At 62.5% G+C, this 18,120-nt stretch carries 23 protein-coding genes; 7 read left to right on the forward strand and 16 right to left on the reverse strand.

The window, feature by feature from the left end; genetic code table 11:
• Positions 1 to 61: 61 nt before the first annotated feature.
• On the reverse strand, positions 62 to 466 hold the full coding sequence (locus UF78_RS01270; protein ID WP_045160211.1) for a YkgJ family cysteine cluster protein: 405 nt from the start codon (positions 464 to 466) through the stop codon (positions 62 to 64).
• Between the two features lie 201 nt (positions 467 to 667).
• Here UF78_RS01270 and UF78_RS01275 point away from each other — a divergent pair, with 201 nt between their 5' ends.
• The 5 genes from UF78_RS01275 (at position 668) to UF78_RS01295 (ending at position 5,863) form a co-directional block, all read left to right on the forward strand.
• Positions 668 to 3,127 carry a glycogen/starch/alpha-glucan phosphorylase gene (locus tag UF78_RS01275; protein ID WP_045160212.1) on the forward strand — a complete coding sequence of 820 codons (2,460 nt, stop codon included), beginning with the start codon at positions 668 to 670 and terminating at the stop codon, positions 3,125 to 3,127.
• Positions 3,128 to 3,344: 217 nt separating this feature from the next.
• The gene (locus tag UF78_RS01280) at positions 3,345 to 4,355 is read left to right on the forward strand and encodes a class 1 fructose-bisphosphatase (RefSeq protein ID WP_045160213.1); all 1,011 of its coding nucleotides are present in this window, start codon (positions 3,345 to 3,347) and stop codon (positions 4,353 to 4,355) included.
• 12 nt (positions 4,356 to 4,367) lie between these two features.
• On the forward strand, positions 4,368 to 4,964 hold the full coding sequence (locus UF78_RS01285; protein ID WP_080890531.1) for a DUF924 family protein: 597 nt from the start codon (positions 4,368 to 4,370) through the stop codon (positions 4,962 to 4,964).
• Between the two features lie 96 nt (positions 4,965 to 5,060).
• Positions 5,061 to 5,315 carry a lipoprotein gene (locus tag UF78_RS01290; RefSeq protein WP_045160215.1) on the forward strand — a complete coding sequence of 85 codons (255 nt, stop codon included), beginning with the start codon at positions 5,061 to 5,063 and terminating at the stop codon, positions 5,313 to 5,315.
• A gap of 8 nt (positions 5,316 to 5,323) precedes the next feature.
• The gene (locus UF78_RS01295) at positions 5,324 to 5,863 is read left to right on the forward strand and encodes a lipocalin family protein (protein WP_045160216.1); all 540 of its coding nucleotides are present in this window, start codon (positions 5,324 to 5,326) and stop codon (positions 5,861 to 5,863) included.
• A 59-nt stretch (positions 5,864 to 5,922) separates the two neighbouring features.
• On the opposite strand, the gene UF78_RS01300 is transcribed toward UF78_RS01295, so the two are convergent.
• On the reverse strand, positions 5,923 to 6,351 hold the full coding sequence (locus UF78_RS01300) for a hypothetical protein (protein WP_045160217.1): 429 nt from the start codon (positions 6,349 to 6,351) through the stop codon (positions 5,923 to 5,925).
• A gap of 80 nt (positions 6,352 to 6,431) precedes the next feature.
• Here UF78_RS01300 and pip point away from each other — a divergent pair, with 80 nt between their 5' ends.
• Both pip and dtd read left to right on the forward strand, forming a co-directional pair.
• Complete coding sequence (pip, locus tag UF78_RS01305) at positions 6,432 to 7,403, forward strand: prolyl aminopeptidase (RefSeq protein ID WP_045160218.1); 972 nt, start codon at positions 6,432 to 6,434, stop codon at positions 7,401 to 7,403.
• The gene (dtd, locus tag UF78_RS01310) at positions 7,403 to 7,840 is read left to right on the forward strand and encodes a D-aminoacyl-tRNA deacylase (RefSeq protein ID WP_045160219.1); all 438 of its coding nucleotides are present in this window, start codon (positions 7,403 to 7,405) and stop codon (positions 7,838 to 7,840) included. Before pip ends, dtd begins: the two co-directional genes overlap by 1 nt.
• A 19-nt stretch (positions 7,841 to 7,859) precedes the next feature.
• On the opposite strand, the gene UF78_RS01315 is transcribed toward dtd, so the two are convergent.
• From UF78_RS01315 to hslV, 14 genes are all read right to left on the reverse strand, one after another.
• Positions 7,860 to 8,279 (reverse strand): UPF0158 family protein, encoded by a 420-nt coding sequence (locus UF78_RS01315; protein WP_045160220.1) that lies wholly within the window; start codon positions 8,277 to 8,279, stop codon positions 7,860 to 7,862.
• 110 nt (positions 8,280 to 8,389) lie between these two features.
• Complete coding sequence (locus UF78_RS01320; protein ID WP_045160221.1) at positions 8,390 to 9,097, reverse strand: 16S rRNA (uracil(1498)-N(3))-methyltransferase; 708 nt, start codon at positions 9,095 to 9,097, stop codon at positions 8,390 to 8,392.
• Positions 9,094 to 9,897: a twin-arginine translocase subunit TatC gene (tatC, locus tag UF78_RS01325; RefSeq protein ID WP_045160222.1), complete on the reverse strand. Its 804-nt coding sequence runs from the start codon at positions 9,895 to 9,897 to the stop codon at positions 9,094 to 9,096. The genes UF78_RS01320 and tatC overlap by 4 nt, the downstream gene beginning before the upstream one ends.
• Positions 9,894 to 10,283 carry a Sec-independent protein translocase protein TatB gene (tatB, locus tag UF78_RS01330; RefSeq protein WP_045160223.1) on the reverse strand — a complete coding sequence of 130 codons (390 nt, stop codon included), beginning with the start codon at positions 10,281 to 10,283 and terminating at the stop codon, positions 9,894 to 9,896. The genes tatC and tatB overlap by 4 nt, the downstream gene beginning before the upstream one ends.
• A 6-nt stretch (positions 10,284 to 10,289) precedes the next feature.
• On the reverse strand, positions 10,290 to 10,520 hold the full coding sequence (gene tatA / locus UF78_RS01335; RefSeq protein ID WP_045160224.1) for a twin-arginine translocase TatA/TatE family subunit: 231 nt from the start codon (positions 10,518 to 10,520) through the stop codon (positions 10,290 to 10,292).
• A 22-nt stretch (positions 10,521 to 10,542) separates the two neighbouring features.
• The gene (locus UF78_RS01340) at positions 10,543 to 10,875 is read right to left on the reverse strand and encodes a phosphoribosyl-ATP diphosphatase (protein ID WP_045160225.1); all 333 of its coding nucleotides are present in this window, start codon (positions 10,873 to 10,875) and stop codon (positions 10,543 to 10,545) included.
• On the reverse strand, positions 10,868 to 11,263 hold the full coding sequence (gene hisI / locus UF78_RS01345; protein ID WP_045160226.1) for a phosphoribosyl-AMP cyclohydrolase: 396 nt from the start codon (positions 11,261 to 11,263) through the stop codon (positions 10,868 to 10,870). Before hisI ends, UF78_RS01340 begins: the two co-directional genes overlap by 8 nt.
• Positions 11,264 to 11,312: 49 nt before the next feature.
• Positions 11,313 to 12,923, reverse strand: coding sequence for a ubiquinone biosynthesis regulatory protein kinase UbiB (gene ubiB / locus UF78_RS01350; protein WP_045160227.1), 1,611 nt, complete (start codon positions 12,921 to 12,923; stop codon positions 11,313 to 11,315).
• Positions 12,920 to 13,543 (reverse strand): ubiquinone biosynthesis accessory factor UbiJ, encoded by a 624-nt coding sequence (locus UF78_RS01355; RefSeq protein WP_045160228.1) that lies wholly within the window; start codon positions 13,541 to 13,543, stop codon positions 12,920 to 12,922. Before UF78_RS01355 ends, ubiB begins: the two co-directional genes overlap by 4 nt.
• Complete coding sequence (ubiE, locus tag UF78_RS01360) at positions 13,543 to 14,313, reverse strand: bifunctional demethylmenaquinone methyltransferase/2-methoxy-6-polyprenyl-1,4-benzoquinol methylase UbiE (protein WP_045160229.1); 771 nt, start codon at positions 14,311 to 14,313, stop codon at positions 13,543 to 13,545. Before ubiE ends, UF78_RS01355 begins: the two co-directional genes overlap by 1 nt.
• A 244-nt stretch (positions 14,314 to 14,557) precedes the next feature.
• Entirely contained in the window at positions 14,558 to 15,433 is an 876-nt protein-coding gene (locus tag UF78_RS01365; RefSeq protein WP_045160341.1) for an alpha/beta fold hydrolase, read from the reverse strand.
• 149 nt (positions 15,434 to 15,582) lie between these two features.
• The gene (locus UF78_RS01370; protein WP_045160230.1) at positions 15,583 to 15,957 is read right to left on the reverse strand and encodes a gamma-butyrobetaine hydroxylase-like domain-containing protein; all 375 of its coding nucleotides are present in this window, start codon (positions 15,955 to 15,957) and stop codon (positions 15,583 to 15,585) included.
• Between the two features lie 62 nt (positions 15,958 to 16,019).
• On the reverse strand, positions 16,020 to 17,363 hold the full coding sequence (gene hslU, locus UF78_RS01375; protein ID WP_045160231.1) for an ATP-dependent protease ATPase subunit HslU: 1,344 nt from the start codon (positions 17,361 to 17,363) through the stop codon (positions 16,020 to 16,022).
• A gap of 175 nt (positions 17,364 to 17,538) precedes the next feature.
• Positions 17,539 to 18,075: an ATP-dependent protease subunit HslV gene (hslV, locus tag UF78_RS01380; RefSeq protein ID WP_045160342.1), complete on the reverse strand. Its 537-nt coding sequence runs from the start codon at positions 18,073 to 18,075 to the stop codon at positions 17,539 to 17,541.
• Between the last annotated feature and the right edge of the window lie 45 nt (positions 18,076 to 18,120).

Genomic DNA, 18,120 nt, shown 5'->3' on the forward strand with positions numbered 1-18,120 from the left:
GCTTTTTTCCCGGTTTCCAGGCGCCACTCGACGGTCGGAGGAGGTGCGTAGGTAGCCTGCTTCAGCGAGCGGCGGTTTTCTGCTGGTAGGCGCAGTAGCCGGGGCGCGGGCACATCCTGGGATGGTTGCGGCAGGTGTCCGGGCGCTTGGCATAGACCGTGCATAAGCGTGTCTTGCGATCGAGGTAGAGACAATCACCGTTGGCCAGCCGCGTCAGGGTGAAAATGCCATGCTTCTGATTGAAGTGCTCGACGATGCCGGCTTTGCTCAGGCGCTTGGCGACGTTTTTCGGCGGCTCGTCACGCTCGAAGGCATCGACCAATTCCAGGCGGATCAGGTCATCGATGCGCACCTCGACCGGCAGCGTGCAGCACGTGGCCTGGCAATCGCGGCACAATCCGTTGCTGTAGCGGGCCCAGGTTTCCAGGCGGTCGGGGTCGGCGGAAGCGATCAGTCGGGTCTTCAATGCGGCGGTATCGGTAATGGCGGCGCGCGATGATAACGGCCCACGGTGGAATTTCCAGCGATTCCGACGAGTCGAACGCCGGACAGACGGTCGCGCAGGTTCAGTTGAAACCTGCAAACCTGTCTGTATTGCCCTTTGTAGCGGTGAGTCGGTGCCGCCAAGAACCCTCATCCCCTATTCCCAGCTTCACGAGGTCTGTCCATGTCGCAAGAATCGACTGCTCCCAATGCCGATGACGTAGCTACCTTTCGCAACGCGATCATCAGCAAGCTGACCTACTCGATCGGCAAGGATCCAGAACACGCCTCCAACCATGACTGGTTCGAGGCAGTCGCACTCGCCACTCGCGACCGTATGATCGATCAGTGGATGGATCGTACGCGCCAGGGATATCGCGAAGGCAAGAAGCGGGTGTATTACCTCTCGCTGGAATTTCTGATCGGCCGGCTGCTCACTGACAGCCTGAGCAACCTCGGGTTGCTGGACGTGGCTCGCGAGGCGCTGGCTGGCGTGGATGTGGATTTCGAGCGCATCCGCCTGGCTGAGCCGGATGCTGCGTTGGGCAATGGCGGTTTGGGAAGGCTGGCGGCCTGCTTCATGGAAAGCATGGCGACGCTGGGCATCGCGGCGCATGGTTATGGGATTCGTTACGATCATGGGCTGTTCCGCCAGGCCATCGTCGACGGCTGGCAGCACGAGCAGACCGAAACCTGGCTGAATTTCGGCAACCCCTGGGAATTCGAACGCCCCGAAGTGAGCTATCTGATCGGCTTTGGTGGCAGTGTCACGGCCATGCCGCACGACGCTACCGGGCCGGACCAGCCCAAGCATTTCTGGCACTGGGCCGAAGGCGTGCGCGCCATCGCCTATGACACGCCGGTAGTCGGCTGGCGCGGGGCGAGCGTCAATACGCTGCGATTGTGGCGGGCCCGCGCCGAGGCGGATTTCCATCTGGAGCGCTTCAACGCCGGTGACCATATCGGGGCTGTCGCCGAGGAAGCCCGTGCCGAAAGTATCTCGCGAGTGCTGTATCCCGCCGACAGCACCGAAGCCGGTCAGGAGCTGCGCCTGCGTCAGGAGTACTTCTTCGTCGCTGCCTCGTTGCAGGACCTGATACGGCGTCACCTGGACCAACGCGGTACGCTACTGAACCTGCCGGAATTCGCTGCCATCCAGCTCAACGACACGCATCCCGCTATCGCCGTGGCGGAGCTGATGCGGCTATTGGTCGACGTGCACGACATACCCTGGCGCAAGGCGTGGGAGCTGACCGTCGGTACGCTGTCCTATACCAACCACACCCTGCTGCCGGAGGCATTGGAAACCTGGCCGGTGGGGCTGATGGAGCGCCTGCTGCCGCGTCACATGCAGATCATCTACCTGATCAATGCGCAGCATCTCGATGCCTTGCGGGAGCGGGGCGTGCATGACCTCGACCTGCTGCGCTCGGTATCGCTGATCGAGGAAGGGCACGGTCGGCGGGTGCGCATGGGCAACCTGGCATTCCTCGGTTCGCATTGCATCAACGGCGTCTCGGCGCTGCACACCGGACTGATGCGCGAGACGGTATTCACCGATCTGCATTCGCTGTACCCGAAACGCATCAGCAACAAGACCAACGGGATCACCTTCCGTCGCTGGCTTTACCAGTCCAATCCGCAGCTGACCCGGTTGCTAGTCGACCACATCGGTGAGGAGCTGCTCGACGCGCCAGAAACAATGTTGCGGAAACTGGAGCCCTTCGCCGACCAACCGGACTTCCGGGCGCGGTTCGCTGCCCAGCGGCTTGGCAACAAGCAGCTGCTGGCGCGGATGATTCAGGAGCGGCTGGGTATCAGTGTCGATCCGAATGCGCTGTTCGATGTTCATGTCAAACGCATCCACGAATACAAGCGGCAGCTGCTCAATTTGCTGCATACCGTGGCGCTGTATCAGGCAATTCGCTCCGACCCGGGCGGCAGCTGGGTGCCACGTGTGAAGATCTTCGCCGGCAAGGCAGCCGCCAGTTACCACACGGCCAAGCTGATCATCAAACTGACCAACGACATTGCTCGGACCATCAATGATGACCCGACAGTGCGCGGCCTGCTCAAGGTGGTGTTCCTACCCAACTACAACGTCAGCCTGGCCGAGCGCATCATTCCCGCCGCCGACCTGTCCGAGCAGATTTCCACTGCGGGACTCGAGGCCTCGGGCACCAGCAACATGAAGTTCGCCCTCAATGGCGCGCTGACCATCGGCACGCTCGATGGAGCCAACGTCGAGATGTGCGAGCAGATCGGTGCCGAGCACATGTTCATCTTCGGCATGACCGCCGAGGAGGTCGAGGCACGCAAGCAAGCCAACGAATACAACGCCGAAGCCATCATCATCGACTCTCCGCGGCTCAATGAGGTACTGATGGCGATTCGCAACGGTGCCTTCTCAGCCGATGATCCGGCCCGTTACACAGCGCTGATCGATGGCCTCAAATGGCATGACACCTTCATGGTCTGTGCCGATTTCGAGGCTTACTGGAAGGCGCAGTTGGACGTCGAAACACGCTGGCGCGACGCTGATAGCTGGTGGCGTTCGGCTGTGCTGAATACGGCGCGCACGGGCTGGTTTTCGTCCGACCGGACCATCCGCGAATACGCCGAGGAAATCTGGAAGGTGCTCTGAGCGAAGCGGGGCGATCGTCTGCAGCAGTCCTACGCGCACTGCAGGCGCCCGGCTCGTCAGGGGAGCAAAGCGCCCGCCAGAGCGGCTGCTTGATGAACGCTGCAGGCACTTTGCCGCTGCGCTGAACTCTGCCGCCCCTGGGTGGGTCTGAGGGAGGGTTAGTTTCCCCCTGGCCTGCTAAACTGCGCGGGTTTTTCCATCCTCCGGAGTCATTTTCATGTCACGCGTAACCCTGAGTCGCTACCTGATCGAGCAGACCCGCAGCAACAATACTCCTGCCGATCTGCGTTTCCTTATCGAGGTAGTGGCCCGAGCGTGCAAGGAAATCAGCCACGCCGTTTCCAAGGGCGCATTGGGCGGCGTACTCGGTTCGACCGAAACCGAGAACATTCAGGGCGAAGTGCAGAAGAAGCTCGACGTGCTGTCCAACGAAATCTTGCTCGAAGCCAACGAGTGGGGTGGCCACCTGGCCGGCATGGCGTCGGAGGAAATGGACAACGCCTACCAGATTCCCGGCAAGTACCCGAAGGGTGCTTATCTGCTGGTCTTCGATCCACTGGACGGTTCCAGCAACATCGATGTCAACGTCTCGGTCGGCACCATTTTCTCGGTGCTGCGCTGCCCCGGTGAATGCTTCAGCCAGAACGATGCGCTGGGCGAAGAAGCCTTCCTTCAGCCGGGCACCAAGCAGGTCGCGGCGGGTTACGCCATCTATGGTCCGCAGACCATGCTGATGCTCACCTTGGGCAACGGCGTGATGGGCTTCACCCTGGACCGCGAGCTGGGCAGCTTCGTGCTCACCCATGAAAACATCCGTGTACCGGAAAGCACCGCCGAGTTCGCGATCAACATGTCCAACCAACGCCACTGGGAAGCACCGGTGCAGCGCTACGTCAGCGAACTTCTGGCTGGTGCCGAAGGCCCGTTGAACAAGAATTACAACATGCGCTGGATCGCTTCGATGGTGGCTGACGTGCATCGCATCCTGACCCGCGGTGGCATGTTCATGTATCCCAAGGATGCACGCGAGCCAGGCAAGGCCGGCAAGCTGCGATTGATGTACGAAGCCAACCCGATGTCCTTCATCATCGAGCAGGCCGGCGGCGCGGCAACGACAGGCACTCAGCGTATCCTCGATGTCCAGCCCGAATCGTTGCATCAGCGCGTGCCGGTCTTCCTGGGTTCTAAGGAAGAAGTCGAACGCATCACCGGCTACCATCAGGGCTAACCGATGCAGCGGATGCCCTGGCTGGAATTGCTGAACTGGTGGTTCGGCGAGGGCGTCACCGTCAGTGAAATTTCTGAACAAAAAAATGGCTTGTGGTTCGGCTACAAGCCCGAGCAGGACGCCGAAGCCCGAGCCCGCTTCGGTGAGTTGGTCGACCGGGCGCTGGCTGGCGAGCTGACCGACTGGGCTGAGTCGCCCCATGGCTGGTTGGCGCTGGTGCTGTTGCTCGACCAACTGCCCCGCATGATCTATCGCGGGACACCGCAGGCATTCGCCGGGGATGAGCGCGCCCTGCAGCTGGTGCGCGACGGCATGGCCCATGGCGGCGATGTGCTGCTCGCCCCGATTCAGCGCGTGTTCATTTATTTGGTGCTCGAGCATGCGGAGGATCTTCGGGTACAGGATCAGGCCGTCGCGCAGTTCCAGATGCTCCACGGCCTCGTCGGGACCGAAGACCAGGCGCTGTTTGCCGATTTCCTCGACTATGCAGTGCGCCATCGCGATGTGATTTCCAGATTCGGCCGCTTTCCCCATCGCAATGAAGTGCTCGGCCGGGAAACCACCGAGGCCGAGCAGGTATTCCTGACCAAGCCTGGATCCCGCTTCTAGGCGATGCACGCGCCGCCTTACGACCCGCTCCGAATCGTTAATTTGACCGGCGTGGCCAAGCAGGGCCAGCCACCGACCGACCCAAGGAAATCTGCCATGTCGTTGCGTTATCTATCATTAATCGTCGCCGTTGTGCTGGTGGCTGCCTGTAGCCCGATCACTCAAGAGAACTTCGCCAAGCTGAAAGCCGGCATGCCCCGCTCGGAGGTCGAAGAGTTGTTGGGTAAGCCGGGCGAATGCGCTGGTGCGCTGGGCATGTCCAGTTGCACCTGGGGCCAGAAGAACAGTTTCATCAGTATTCAGTTCGCCGGCGACAAGGTGATGATGTTCTCCGGCCAAGGCCTGAAATAGGACCCTCTATGCGTCTCGTCGTGACCCTGTGCTGTGTCTTGTCGATCATAGGCTGCGTACGTCAGGATGCGCGTGAAACGCCCGAAACGACCGGGCAAGTCGACCTCCAGCGCTATCAGGGGACCTGGTATGAACTGGCGCGTCTGCCGATGTTCTTCCAGCGTAACTGCGTGCGGTCCGAGGCCCATTACGAGCTACGGGACGATGGCCGCGTGGCGGTGACCAACCGCTGTGAAACCGCTGATGGCGAATGGCAACAGGCTCAGGGCGAGGCGGCACCTCAGCAACCAGGACACACCGATAAGCTCTGGGTTCGTTTCGACAACTGGTTCAGCAATCTCTTCCCGGGGCTAACCAAGGGCGATTACTGGATTCTTTACCTCGACGATGACTATCGCGTGGCGCTGGTGGGGAGTCCGGATCGCGACTACCTCTGGCTGCTGTCACGGGAGCCGGAAGTCGACTCGGCGATGCGCGACAGGCTGCTCGATGAAGCCCGTAGGCGCGGCTACGACGTCAGTGGGCTGATCTGGCGCGGCAAGTCTTGACCCCCTGGGCGTCGGGCCCGCTGAGCGGCGCCGCTCTCGCTCTGGCAAGCGAGTTGCCATTATTCCCAGTGCAGCCGTGCCAACAGCCACTCGCCGTCCTCCCGCCACCACTCGAGTCTGACTTGATAGTGACCGACGCGTTGGGGAAGCCAGCGCTCGGCACCGGTTAGCGCCACCTGTGCCTCGCTGTAGCCCTTGTTCGAATAGTTTGGGTCGATCCAGCTATGGCGGTTGAGCGCAATTACCCGCACATTTTCATGACGTAGGAACATCAAGCCGGCCGTGCGCCGCACCCAGTCTCGATCGAGGTGCTGATTGGCGCTGAACTCAGGATGAATCCGCGCGATCAGTTCGCCGGCGTCCTTGTTCTCGATACTGTCCTGCAGTGACTGCGCGGCGATATTCAGCGCGGCTTGCGGATCATCGCGACCACAACCGGCCAGCAGCACCAGTGCCACGGCAGTTGCGGCTAATTTCCATAGGGGCATGCCGAACCTCTCGAACCTCGTTATGATGCCGGAAACGTCAGGCGGGCCGTTGAGCCCGCGCCACGACTATGGAGTGTGCCATGCAGACCTTGTACCCGGAGATCAAACCCTACGCCCGGCACGAGCTGGCGGTCGAATCACCGCATGTGCTTTACGTCGACGAGAGTGGATCACCGGAGGGGCTGCCCGTGCTGTTCGTGCATGGTGGCCCAGGCGGCGGTTGTGATGCGCTAAGCCGGCGCTTTTTCGATCCCAACCTGTACCGCATCATTACCTTCGACCAGCGTGGTTGTGGTCGCTCCACCCCCCACGCCAGCTTGGAAAACAACACCACCGCTCACCTTATCGCCGATATGGAGCGCATTCGTGAATCCCTCGGTGTCGATAAATGGGTACTGTTTGGCGGTTCCTGGGGGTCGACACTGTCCCTGGCCTACGCTCAGGCCTATCCCGAGCATGTACATGCGTTGATTCTGCGCGGGATATTTCTCTGTCGTCCGAAGGAGTTTTCCTGGTTCTATCAGGAGGGCGCCAGCCGCCTGTTCCCCGATTACTGGCAGGATTTCCTCGCTCCGATTCCGCCGGAAGAGCGTGGGGATCTGATGCAGGCCTATTACAAGCGCCTGACGGGCACCGATCAGATCGCCCAAATGCACGCGGCCAAGGCCTGGTCCTGCTGGGAGGGCCGCACCGCCACACTGCGCCCCAACACCCAGGTGGTCGATCGCTTCTCCGACACTCATCGGGCGCTGGCGATGGCGCGCATCGAATGCCACTACTTCGTCAACAACGCCTTTCTCGAGCCCGACCAACTGCTGCGTGATATGCACAAGATCGCTCACCTGCCAGGCATCATCGTACATGGGCGCTATGATGTCATTTGCCCGCTGGAAAACGCGTGGGAACTGCACGAGGCGTGGCCCAACAGCGAGCTGCAAATCATCCGAGAGGCGGGCCACTCGGCGTCGGAATCAGGCACCTGTGATGCATTGGTCCGAGCCGCCACTGACATCGCCCAGCGATTGCTCCACCTTCCCCCCGAGGAGGCCTGATGAAGGGACTGATCCAGCGCGTGCGGCATGCGCGGGTCGAGGTGGCGGGCGAGGTGGTCGGCAGCATCGATCAGGGGTTGCTGGCGCTGGTCGGTGTTGAGCGTGAAGACGACCGTGCCCGGGCCGACAAGTTGTTGCACAAACTGCTGCGTTACCGGGTATTCAGCGATGAGCAAGGCAAGATGAATCGCTCCTTGAGCGACATCGGTGGCGGCCTGCTGCTGGTTTCACAGTTCACCCTGGCGGCCGATACGCGCAGCGGTCTGCGGCCCAGCTTTTCCAGCGCAGCGCCGCCCTCCCTCGGCGAAGAGCTCTACGAATACCTGCTCGCCCAGGCGCGCCGGCAGCATTCGCAGGTCGCCGGCGGCCGTTTCGGCGCCGAGATGCAGGTCCACCTGCAGAACGATGGGCCGGTGACTTTTCTGCTGGAAAGCTGAGACGCCCCGCCGCGGTGGCTCAGCGCTTCGACGGCTCCAGGCCGTTCTCATGCAGCCAGGTCATCGCATACTCGCGCAGCTGTACGGTCTGGTAATCCAGCCAGGCCTGGCGAACCTCGGGGAAGTCTTCCAGCTTGAAATCGAAGGTTCGCAACGGCTTGCGACCCTGCAAGGCATGGCTCAGCACGGCATGGGCGTTGGGATCGTGCTGGGTGAACAGGAACGCTTCACGCATGGCGATCGATTGCGCGAGCCCGAGCGGCTCGATATGCAGAAACCGATCTTCCTGTACGTCGTATTTCTCGTCCGCGCCCGGCACGGTTTCGCCCGGAAACACTGCGAGGATTTGGCCGGACTCCAGATCGAGGTAATGCTCGCTGGCGTCGCGGCTGTCCAGCGCGTATTCCAGGCGGTGAAGATCAATGGTCAAAGGTCGCATGGCAGTTGCCGCTGTCTTGGGGTTCAGTAGCTCTGACCTGCATGTTCCAGATGGGTGCATTACGTTCATCGGTCGCATGGTGGCAGCCGGTCTGAAGTGCCGGGCCGCGATCAGAACAGACGCGCCAGCAACGCGCTGACGGCGGTTTCCACGCGCAGGATTCGCTCGCCCAGTTGGACCGGCTGTAGCCCTGCCTCGGTGAGTTTGTCGACTTCGTAAGGAATCCAGCCACCTTCCGGTCCGATCGCCAGCGTCACCGAGTCGGAGATGGCGCGCGGACAGTCCGGATAGTCGCCTGGATGACCGACCAGCCCGCGAGTGCCAGCGGCCAGCTGCGGCAGACGATCTTCGACGAAGGGTTTGAAGCGCTTCTCGATGCTTACCTCGGGCAGCACTGTGTCACGTGCCTGTTCCAGACCGAGCAGCAGTTGTTCGCGAATCGCCGCCGGTTCGAGGAACGGAGTCTGCCAGAAGCTCTTTTCCACCCGGTAACTGTTGAGCAGCACCAGTCGTGGCACGCCCATGCAAGCGACGGTCTGCAGCACTCGGCGGAGCATCTTCGGCCGGGGCAGCGCCAGCAGCAGGGTGACCGGCAGCTTGGCCGGAGGTGGTTGGTTCAGCTCGACGTCCAGCTCGGCTTCGTCGGTGCTCAGTCGCAGCAGCCGACCCTGGCCCATCTCACCGCCTAGCAGGCCGACACGCAGGCTTTCGCCCGCCACGGCACGGTGCACGTCCTGGATGTGTTTGAGGCGGCGATCACGCAGGACCACGCGGTTGGCGGCCACAAAATCGGCCGCCTCCAGCAGCAACAGATTCACGGGCGGGGCGCGGGTGGCTGGTCACCGCTATGCACCTGGCTGTCGTCAGCATCCCCGCGGAATTCCTCTTCGCGCTTCTTGACCATGCTGCCGCAGATCAGTCCGGCTTCGAACAGCAGCCACATCGGCACGGCCAACAGTGCCTGGGAAAACACGTCTGGCGGGGTAAGGACCATGCCAACCACGAAACAACCAACCACCACATAGGGCCGACTCTTGCGCAGCGTGGCGACGTCGACGATGCCCACCCAGATCAACAGGAAGGTCGCCACCGGGATCTCGAAGGCCACACCGAAGGCGAAAAACAGCGTCAGGACGAAATCGAGGTACTGGCCGATGTCGGTCATCATCGCCACGCCTTCGGGCGTCACGCTGGCAAAGAAACCGAACATGATCGGGAACACCACGAAGTAGGCGAAGGCCATGCCGCCGTAGAACAGGAAGATGCTGGAGATCAGCAGCGGCACCGCCACCCGCTTTTCATGCTTGTACAACCCCGGTGCGATGAAGCTCCAGATCTGATGCAGGATCACCGGCATCGACAGGAACAGCGCCACCATCATGGTCAGCTTGAACGGCGTCAGGAATGGCGAGGCCACTCCAGTGGCGATCATCGTGGCACCTTCCGGCAGATAGGCGCGCAGCGGGGCTGCCACCAGCGCATAGATCTGCTGGGAGAAATAGAACAGCCCGCCGAACAGCAACAGGATCGCCACCACGCAGCGCAGCAGGCGCTTGCGCAGTTCCGTCAGGTGGGCAACCAGCGGCATTTCCTGATCATCGATGGAGTTATTGCTCATGGCTCAGCGGGTCTGTCCGGGCGGGGTACGGGGGCCGTTTCGGCGGGTTTGGCTTCGCTGGGCGCCGGCACATCGAGCGTGCCCGCCTCCGGTGCAGGCGTGGCGGACTGCGGAGAGGCGCTGCCGCTGGCGGTCGGTGAGCTGGGCATGATGCTCTGCTTCATTTCCCGCTCGAGGTCGAGGATGCGCTCGTTATGCAGCTGACGGCGAATCTCGTCGGCGCCAATTTCGCGCTCGACCTCGGACTTGATGTTGGCAAAGCTGCGCTTGGCCCGGCCGATCCAAAGCCCGGCAGTGCGTACGGCACCCGGCAAGCGTTCCGGGCCGAGCACGAACAGCGCGACCAGGCCGATCAGCAGCAGTTCAGTGAAGCCGATATCGAACATGGCGCCTCAGTTCTTCTTCGTTGGATCTTCGACCTTGCGGGCCTCGGCATCGATGGTGTGATTCTGCTTCTCTTCGACGCTGGGCTTTTCCTCATCGGTGCCCATGGACTTGCGGAAGCCCTTGATCGCATCGCCAAGGTCAGAGCCCAGGCCCTTGAGGCGCTTGGTACCGAAGAGCATGACCACGATGAGCAGAATGATCAGGAGTTGCCAGACGCTGATTCCACCAAAACCCATGCTGCGTTACTCCAGTTGAATGTCAGGATTGTGGGCGCGCGGCTTTTTCCGCGTGCCCGGAGAGGCCGAAACGTCGGTCCAGTTCGTCCAGTACCGCCTGCGGGTGCTGGTCAAGTGCGGCCAGCATCACCAGACTATGAAACCACAGGTCGGCGGTTTCGTAGATCAGATCGCTGGCGTCGCCACTGACGGCGGCGTCCTTGGCGGCCAGGATGGTTTCCACCGACTCCTCGCCGACTTTCTCGAGGATCTTGTTCAGGCCCTTGTGATACAGGCTGGCCACATAGGAGCTGTCCGCAGCGGCGCCCTTGCGGGCTTCCAGCACCTCGGCCAGACGGGCGAAGGTGTCACTCATGTGTGTGCTCCGCATAGATCGCGCCCGGGTCCTTGAGGACCGGCTCGACGGTTTTCCATTCGTCGTTCTCGAAGACCCGGTAGAAGCAGCTTTCGCGGCCGGTATGGCAGGCGATGCCGCCCACCTGCTCGACCATCAGCACGATCACGTCGGCGTCACAGTCCAGGCGCAACTCATGCAGCTTCTGCACATGGCCGGACTCCTCGCCCTTGCGCCACAGCTTGCCACGCGAACGTGACCAGTAGATGGCGCGGTGTTCCGCTGCGGTCAGGGCCAGTGCTTCGCGATTCATCCAGGCCATCATCAGGATGCGCCCGGTCCGATGGTCCTGGGCGATGGCCGGTACCAGGCCGTCTTCGTTCCAGTGTATGTCGTCCAGCCAGTTCATCGAATTCTCCGCTCAATGCGCCAAGTGTGCCAGCCTCACCGACTGCTGGCTATCGGCGCACCACGATGTAGATGCCGGCGCTCAGCATCACCCAGGCCGGCCAGGTGGTGACGGCGGTAATACTGTCGGCCGTGGCGGCCAGGGTGGCACCGCCACCCAGCAGCACGGCACCGACGAGGCGCAACGGCCAGTTCCGATGATGCTCGTGCCACGGCGGCGGCGGGTTGTTCGCGTGGGGGTTGGACATGCGTTCGAGCAGCTCGCGGGTCATGCCGGCCAGGTGCGGCAGCTGCTCGATCTGCGCCTGAGCGTTCTTCAGCAACTGCTTGGGGCTCATGCGCTCGCGCATCCAGCGCTCCAAGTAAGGCTGTCCGGTGGCCCAGAGATCGAGCTCGGGATACAGTTCTCGGCCGAGCCCCTCGATGTTGAGCAGCGTCTTCTGCAGCAGCACCAATTGAGGCTGGACCTCCATGTTGAAGCGCCGCGCGACCTGGAACAGGCGCACCAGCAACTGGCCGAAGGAAATGTCCTTCAGTGGCTTCTCGAAGATCGGCTCGCAGACGGTGCGAATCGCCGCCTCGAACTCGTTCACCTTGGTTTCCGCCGGCACCCAGCCCGAGTCGATGTGCAGTTGCGCAACCTTGCGGTAGTCGCGCCTGAAAAAGGCCATCAGGTTGCGCGCCAAGTAGTCCTGGTCTTCGGGCGTCAGGCTGCCGACGATGCCGAAATCTACGGCGATGTACTGCGGATTCCAGGGTTGATGGGTACTGACGAAAATGTTGCCGGGGTGCATGTCGGCATGGAAGAAGCTGTCGCGAAAGACCTGGGTGAAGAAAATCTCCACGCCACGCTCGGCCAGCTGTTTCATGTCGGTGCGCTGTTCGGCCAGCCGCGCCATGTCGGTCACCGGCACGCCGTAGATGCGTTCCATCACTAGCACCTGGGGCCGGCAGTAATCCCAATGGACCTGGGGCACGTAGAGCAGCGGCGAATCTTGGAAGTTGCGCTTGAGCTGGCTGGCGTTGGCGGCTTCGCGCAGCAGGTCGAGCTCGTCATAGATGGTCTTGGCGTAGTCCTCGACTACTTCCACCAGGTGCAGCCGGCGGGCTTCGGTGGACGCGCGCTGGGCGGTCTTGGCCAGCAGGAACAGCCAGGCGATGTCCTGGCTGATCACCGGGCGCAGGTTGGGTCGCACCACCTTGACCACCACCTCTTCGCCGCTGCGCAGCCTGGCGGCGTGGACCTGGGCCACCGAGGCGGACGCCAGCGGCTTGCTGTCAAAGCGGGCGAAGATCTGCCCCACCGGTGCACCCAGCTGGCGCTCGATCAAGGCCGTGGCGACGGCCGAGTCGAAGGGCGGTACGCGGTCCTGGAGCATCGCCAGTTCCTCGGCGATATCTGGCGGCAGCAGGTCGCGTCGCGTCGAGAGGATCTGGCCGAACTTGATGAAGATCGGGCCGAGGCCTTCCAGGGCCAGGCGCAGGCGCGCGCCACGGGACAGCACGGTACGCCGGCGTGGCAGCCAGCGCCAGGGCAGCAGGTAGCTGGTCGCACGCAGCCACCAGGGCATCGGCAGATCGAGGATGATGTCATCCAGGCGGTAGCGGATCACCACCAGCAAGATGCGAAACAGGCGGCGGGCGGCGGCGAACAGCTTCATTCGGGTTGGTCTGGTTTCAAAGATTGGTTGAGCCGTTCGACTCGGGCTTCGAGTCGGTCGAGGTCGAGCTTGAGACGATCGAGTTCGACGAAGCGTGTTTCGGCCTCGGCGATGCCGACCAGGGCCCGTGATTCTTCGCTGAGGTAGTCCGCCAGGTCCTGGCGCAGGCTGTGCGCGCTCTGCCGTGCCCAGGCGGCCTGGCCACGGACACCGCTGCCGAGCAGCTGAGCAGCGACCGGTCCAAGCCAGCGCGAGACTTCGTACTCCCAGTCCAGCTCCAGGTCCTGCAATACGTCGGCGAGATTCATCAACGGCGCGCTGTCACCTTCGATCTCGACGTCCGGCCCGTGCAGGATGGCGGTCTTGTTGCGGCTGGTGGCCAGGCGCATCAGGCTCGCGGCCGAGGCACGCAAGCGGCAGTCCGGCTCGATGCCCCAGTCTTCGGCGAGTCTCAGCCCTTCGGCATCGGCGAGGATGAACAGCCGCCAGTCAGGCGCGATACAGTCGACTTCGATGATCTGCCCGCTGAGTTTGGCCAAGCGTGGCAACGCCGTCGGATCCAGGCGCAGCACGCGGTTTATCCCGCGCTCGGCGCCGGCCAGGAGGGCTGCGCGCAGCATCAGGGCTTGATGCCGCGATGCAGGGCGACGATGCCGCCGGTCATGTTGTGGTAGGTGACGCGCTCGAAACCGGCGTCGGCCATCATGCCCTTCAGGGTTTCCTGGTCCGGATGCATACGGATCGACTCGGCGAGGTAACGGTAGCTCTCGGAATCGTTGGTGATCAGCTTGCCCATCATTGGCAGCAGGCTGAACGAATAAGCATCGTAGGCCTTGGAGAGCATCGGGTTGGTCGGCTTGGAAAACTCCAGCACCAGCAACCGGCCGCCGGGCTTGAGCACGCGCAGCATGGAGGCGATGGCGTCTTCCTTGTGCGTCACGTTGCGCAGGCCGAAGGCGATGGTCACCACGTCGAAATGGTTATCCGGGAAGGGCAGCTTCTCGGCATCGGCCTGGACGAACTTCACGTTGCCCGCCACGCCCTTGTCGAGCAGCCGGTCACGGCCGACCTTGAGCATCGAGGCATTGATGTCGGCCAGCACCACTTCGCCGGTCGGCCCGACGATGCGCGAGAACTGACGCGTCAGGTCGCCGGTACCGCCGGCGATGTCCAGCACGCGGTTGCCGTGGCGTACGCCGGACAGCTCGATGGTGAAACGCTTCCAGAGGCGATGCACGCCGGCGGACATCAGGTCGTTCATCAGGTCGTACTTGGCGGCCACAGAATGAAACACCTCGGCCACCTTCTGCGCTTTTTCGCTCTCCGGCACGTTCTTGTAGCCGAAGTGGGTGGTGGGCTCTGCGTCACGCTCTTTGCGGGGATCGGTCATGTCACTGTCACCGGAAGAATGTGCCGGCATTCTAAACCTAAAAGGCCGAAAGCCGACAAAAGCCGAAGCGCGACAAAAGCGCTGGTCGGCAAGAATCCGCGCCGTAGGATCTCGCGGAGATTGCTTCCGTCGACACCATCCGGCGCGTTGCGGGGGGCGGATGGGGCAGGCGCCGTGATTGACCCGGGTGTATCGCCATCCGCTAGCCGCCAAGGAAGGTGCATCGACATCACTGCCAACAAGGTCACGGCTGGCTATGCACCCGCCCCAGGAAGTCTCTGGACAGCTGGGCGACCTGCTCCAGATGGGTTTCCAGGAGCCAGTGGCCGCCGTCGTCGAACAGATGCAGCTCGGCGTCCGGCAGGTCACGCAGGTAGGCTTTCGCCGAGCCCTGCGGCATATAACCGTCGCGAGGACCCCAGACGATCAGGGTGGGCGGCTGATGCTCGCGCAGATAGGCCTGGTAGCGGGGAAACCAGGCAAGGTTGTCCTTGAGCCCCGCGATCACTTGCGTTGCGATTTCGTGGCGACGAGGCGTCATCAGCGCCCAGTGCAGGTGCCAGAGGTCGGGCGGGATGCGCAATGCCGTCGCGGGATCCACCTCGTTGAGGAATTCTTCCTCGAACCCTTTCAGGCTGACGGCCTCCGCCAGCCCTGCGCGGGCCTGCGGCGTCGGATTGGCGAAGAACTGCTGCAGCGCGGCATATTTCGGGCCTAGCTGATCTTCGTAGATATCACCATTCTGCAGGATCAACGCGGCGATGCGCTGCGGCTCGGCAATCGCCAGGCGCAGGCCGATCTGCGAGCCGAAGTCGTGCAGGTAAAGCGCGAAACGCTCGATGCCCAGGCGCTGGATAAAGCGTGCGAGGAAGTCGGCGTAACCGTCGAAGTCGTAGGAGAATCCTTCCGGGGTCGCGCTGTAGCCGCAGCCCGGGAAGTCCGGCGCGACCAGCCGCCAGCGGTCGGCAAGCAGCGGCATGTAAGCCCTGAACTCATAGGACGAGCAAGGATAGCCGTGGGGCAGCAGCACCACGGGCGCGCCTTGCGGCCCGGCGGCCCGGTAGAACACCTCGATACCGTCGAGGTCCAGGCGGTGATGGATGACACTGCTGGCGTGCATGGCGATCGCGCTCCCGGCAGCTCGTGGTGGATGATCCGTCGATACGCAATCTTCGACCGTACCGCCACCCGCGTGCTCCGCCATGGGACTGCCGTTGGGCGGAAAGCCGATGCCGCCTCGCCCGGGGCCCGCTCGTCGAGGCGGCGCTGCTAGAGCATCAGCTTGACGGGGGAAATGTCAGGATCGCGCGACTTGCCGGCTTTGGCCAGCGCCTCGAGATACTCATCCCACAGCTGTTGCTGGTTGCTGGCCAGGTAATGCAGGTAATCCCAGGTATAGAGTCCGCTGTCGTGGCCGTCGCTGAAGGTCAGTTTCAATGCGTACTGCCCGGCCGGCTCGATACCCTCGAGCGCGACATTGATCTTGCCCGTCTGTAGGATCGGATTGCCATGGCCCTGCACCTCGGCGGACGGCGAGTGCACCCGTAGAAATTCGGCGGGCAGGACGTAGCGCTGTTCGGCGCCATACTCCAGCTCCAGCGTTTTCGACATCTTGTGCAGCTTGATCGCGGTAGGGATGCGCATCGGGTACTCCGGGTGCCGACGCCGGGCGCTCATGGTGCCCAGTGTCGGCCGCGTGCTTGCGTTTAGAGAATGTAGCGCGACAGGTCTTCGTCTTCGGCCAGTTCGCCGAGATGGCTGTTGACGTAGGCGGTGTCGATGCGGATCGGCTCGCCGTTCTGCTGGCCGGCCAGGTCGCCGGCGCTGAACGAAACCTCTTCAAGCAGCCGCTCGAGCAAGGTGTGCAACCGGCGTGCACCGATGTTCTCGGTCTTCTCGTTGACCTGCCAGGCGATCTCGGCCAGACGCTTGATGCCGTCCTCTGCGAATTCGATGCCCAGCCCTTCGGTCTTCAGCAGCTCGCGGTACTGCTCAGTGAGCGAGGCGTGCGGCTCGGTCAGAATCCGCTCGAAGTCCTGCGGCGACAGGGCCTTGAGCTCGACGCGGATCGGCAGGCGGCCCTGCAGTTCGGGCACCAGGTCGCTGGGCTTGGACAGATGGAAAGCACCACTGGCGATGAACAGGATGTGGTCGGTCTTGACCATGCCCAGCTTGGTGTTGACCGTGCTGCCTTCGATCAGCGGCAGCAAGTCGCGTTGAACGCCTTCGCGGGACACGTCGGCGCCGCCGGTATTGCCGCGCTTGGCGACCTTGTCGATCTCGTCGATGAAGACGATGCCGTTCTGCTCCACCGCTTCGAGGGCGCGGGCCTTGAGCTCTTCCTCATTGACCAGCCGTGCCGCTTCCTCGTCACGGACCAGCTTGAGCGCGTCCTTGATCTTCAGTTTGCGGCTCTTCTTCTTGCCCTTGCCCATGTTGGAGAACAGGTTCTGCAGCTGGCTGGTCATCTCTTCCATGCCGGGCGGTGCCATGATTTCCACGCCGCCCGGGTTATCCGCGACCTCGATGTCAATCTCCTTGTCGTCCAACTGGCCTTCGCGCAGACGCTTGCGGAACAGCTGGCGCGTGTTGGAATCGTTGCTGTGCACCGGCTCTTCGCTGAAGCCGGTGGGGCGCGCCTGCGGTAGCAGGGCGTCGAGGATGCGCTCCTCGGCGGCATCCTCGGCGCGATGACGCATCTTGCCGACTTCCTGCTCGCGCATCATCTTCAGCGCAGCATCGGCCAGGTCGCGGATGATCGATTCGACGTCACGGCCGACATAGCCGACTTCGGTGAACTTGGTCGCTTCCACCTTGATAAACGGCGCATTGGCCAGTTTGGCCAGGCGACGGGCGATTTCGGTCTTGCCGACGCCAGTCGGGCCGATCATCAGGATGTTCTTGGGGGTGACTTCCGGGCGCAGCTCGGCGGACAGCTGCATGCGCCGCCAGCGGTTGCGCAGGGCGATGGCAACGGCACGCTTGGCGTCGTCCTGGCCGATGATATGGCGATTGAGTTCGTGGACGATCTCGCGGGGCGTCATGGACATTTTTTCGTTACTCCCGAAGCTGGGCAGGATACAAACAGGCCGTTTGAAAAACGTAGGCGAGGCCGGCAAGTCGAGGCAAAAACAGGCGAGGAAGTGGAGTTTAGTGGTTTAAATGAGCATTCCGAGCCTGTTTTTAACGAAGGATTGCCAACGCAGGTAGTTTTTCATCGACCTGTCAGATCGCGCTGTCCAGTTCCTCGATGGTCAGATTCTGGTTGGTGAAGACGCAGATGGTGCCGGCAATGTTCAGCGCGGTTTCGGCGATGTCCTGTGCGGACATGTCATCGCCGCCTTTTTGCATCAGGGCCATGGCGGCGGCCTGGGCGAAACCTCCGCCGGAGCCCATGGCGATCAAGTCGTTTTCCGGCTGGACCACGTCACCGTTGCCGGTGATGATCAGCGAAGCGTCCTTGTTGGCCACGGCCAGCATGGCTTCCAGGCGGCTCAACGAACGGTCGGTGCGCCAGTCCTTGGCCAGCTCGACGGCGGCACGCACGAGATGGCCCTGGTGTTTTTCCAGTTGGCCTTCGAAGCGTTCGAAAAGAGTGAAGGCATCGGCGGTGGCGCCGGCGAAACCAGCCAGTACCTGGCCGTGATACAGGCGCCGGACTTTTTTGGCATTGCCTTTCATGACGGTATTGCCGAGGGAAACCTGGCCGTCGCCGCCCATGACGACTTTGCCGTTGCGGCGTACTGAAACGATGGTGGTCAAGGGAAAATCTCCACGCAGCGGGGCGATGAATGCCCGAATGCGCTT

It is taken from the genome of Stutzerimonas stutzeri (genome assembly GCF_000952685.1).
Lineage (GTDB): Bacteria > Pseudomonadota > Gammaproteobacteria > Pseudomonadales > Pseudomonadaceae > Stutzerimonas > Stutzerimonas stutzeri_E.

What these genes read in the sequence shown, in the direction of transcription:
- UF78_RS01275 (WP_045160212.1), top strand. Translation starts at nt 668, where the DNA reads ATGTCGCAAGAATCGACTGCTCCCAATGCCGATGACGTAGCTACCTTT.
- pip (WP_045160218.1), top strand. Translation starts at nt 6,432, where the DNA reads ATGCAGACCTTGTACCCGGAGATCAAACCCTACGCCCGGCACGAGCTG.
- UF78_RS01300 (WP_045160217.1), bottom strand. Translation starts at nt 6,351, where the DNA reads ATGCCCCTATGGAAATTAGCCGCAACTGCCGTGGCACTGGTGCTGCTG.
- hslU (WP_045160231.1), bottom strand. Translation starts at nt 17,363, where the DNA reads ATGTCCATGACGCCCCGCGAGATCGTCCACGAACTCAATCGCCATATC.
- tatC (WP_045160222.1), bottom strand. Translation starts at nt 9,897, where the DNA reads ATGAGCAATAACTCCATCGATGATCAGGAAATGCCGCTGGTTGCCCAC.
- UF78_RS01315 (WP_045160220.1), bottom strand. Translation starts at nt 8,279, where the DNA reads ATGCGACCTTTGACCATTGATCTTCACCGCCTGGAATACGCGCTGGAC.
- tatA (WP_045160224.1), bottom strand. Translation starts at nt 10,520, where the DNA reads ATGGGTTTTGGTGGAATCAGCGTCTGGCAACTCCTGATCATTCTGCTC.
- ubiE (WP_045160229.1), bottom strand. Translation starts at nt 14,313, where the DNA reads ATGACCGATCCCCGCAAAGAGCGTGACGCAGAGCCCACCACCCACTTC.
- UF78_RS01295 (WP_045160216.1), top strand. Translation starts at nt 5,324, where the DNA reads ATGCGTCTCGTCGTGACCCTGTGCTGTGTCTTGTCGATCATAGGCTGC.
- UF78_RS01365 (WP_045160341.1), bottom strand. Translation starts at nt 15,433, where the DNA reads ATGCACGCCAGCAGTGTCATCCATCACCGCCTGGACCTCGACGGTATC.
- UF78_RS01355 (WP_045160228.1), bottom strand. Translation starts at nt 13,543, where the DNA reads ATGCTGCGCGCAGCCCTCCTGGCCGGCGCCGAGCGCGGGATAAACCGC.
- UF78_RS01285 (WP_080890531.1), top strand. Translation starts at nt 4,368, where the DNA reads ATGCCCTGGCTGGAATTGCTGAACTGGTGGTTCGGCGAGGGCGTCACC.
- UF78_RS01340 (WP_045160225.1), bottom strand. Translation starts at nt 10,875, where the DNA reads ATGAGTGACACCTTCGCCCGTCTGGCCGAGGTGCTGGAAGCCCGCAAG.
- UF78_RS01370 (WP_045160230.1), bottom strand. Translation starts at nt 15,957, where the DNA reads ATGCGCATCCCTACCGCGATCAAGCTGCACAAGATGTCGAAAACGCTG.
- tatB (WP_045160223.1), bottom strand. Translation starts at nt 10,283, where the DNA reads ATGTTCGATATCGGCTTCACTGAACTGCTGCTGATCGGCCTGGTCGCG.
- dtd (WP_045160219.1), top strand. Translation starts at nt 7,403, where the DNA reads ATGAAGGGACTGATCCAGCGCGTGCGGCATGCGCGGGTCGAGGTGGCG.
- hisI (WP_045160226.1), bottom strand. Translation starts at nt 11,263, where the DNA reads ATGAACTGGCTGGACGACATACACTGGAACGAAGACGGCCTGGTACCG.
- UF78_RS01290 (WP_045160215.1), top strand. Translation starts at nt 5,061, where the DNA reads ATGTCGTTGCGTTATCTATCATTAATCGTCGCCGTTGTGCTGGTGGCT.
- UF78_RS01280 (WP_045160213.1), top strand. Translation starts at nt 3,345, where the DNA reads ATGTCACGCGTAACCCTGAGTCGCTACCTGATCGAGCAGACCCGCAGC.
- ubiB (WP_045160227.1), bottom strand. Translation starts at nt 12,923, where the DNA reads ATGAAGCTGTTCGCCGCCGCCCGCCGCCTGTTTCGCATCTTGCTGGTG.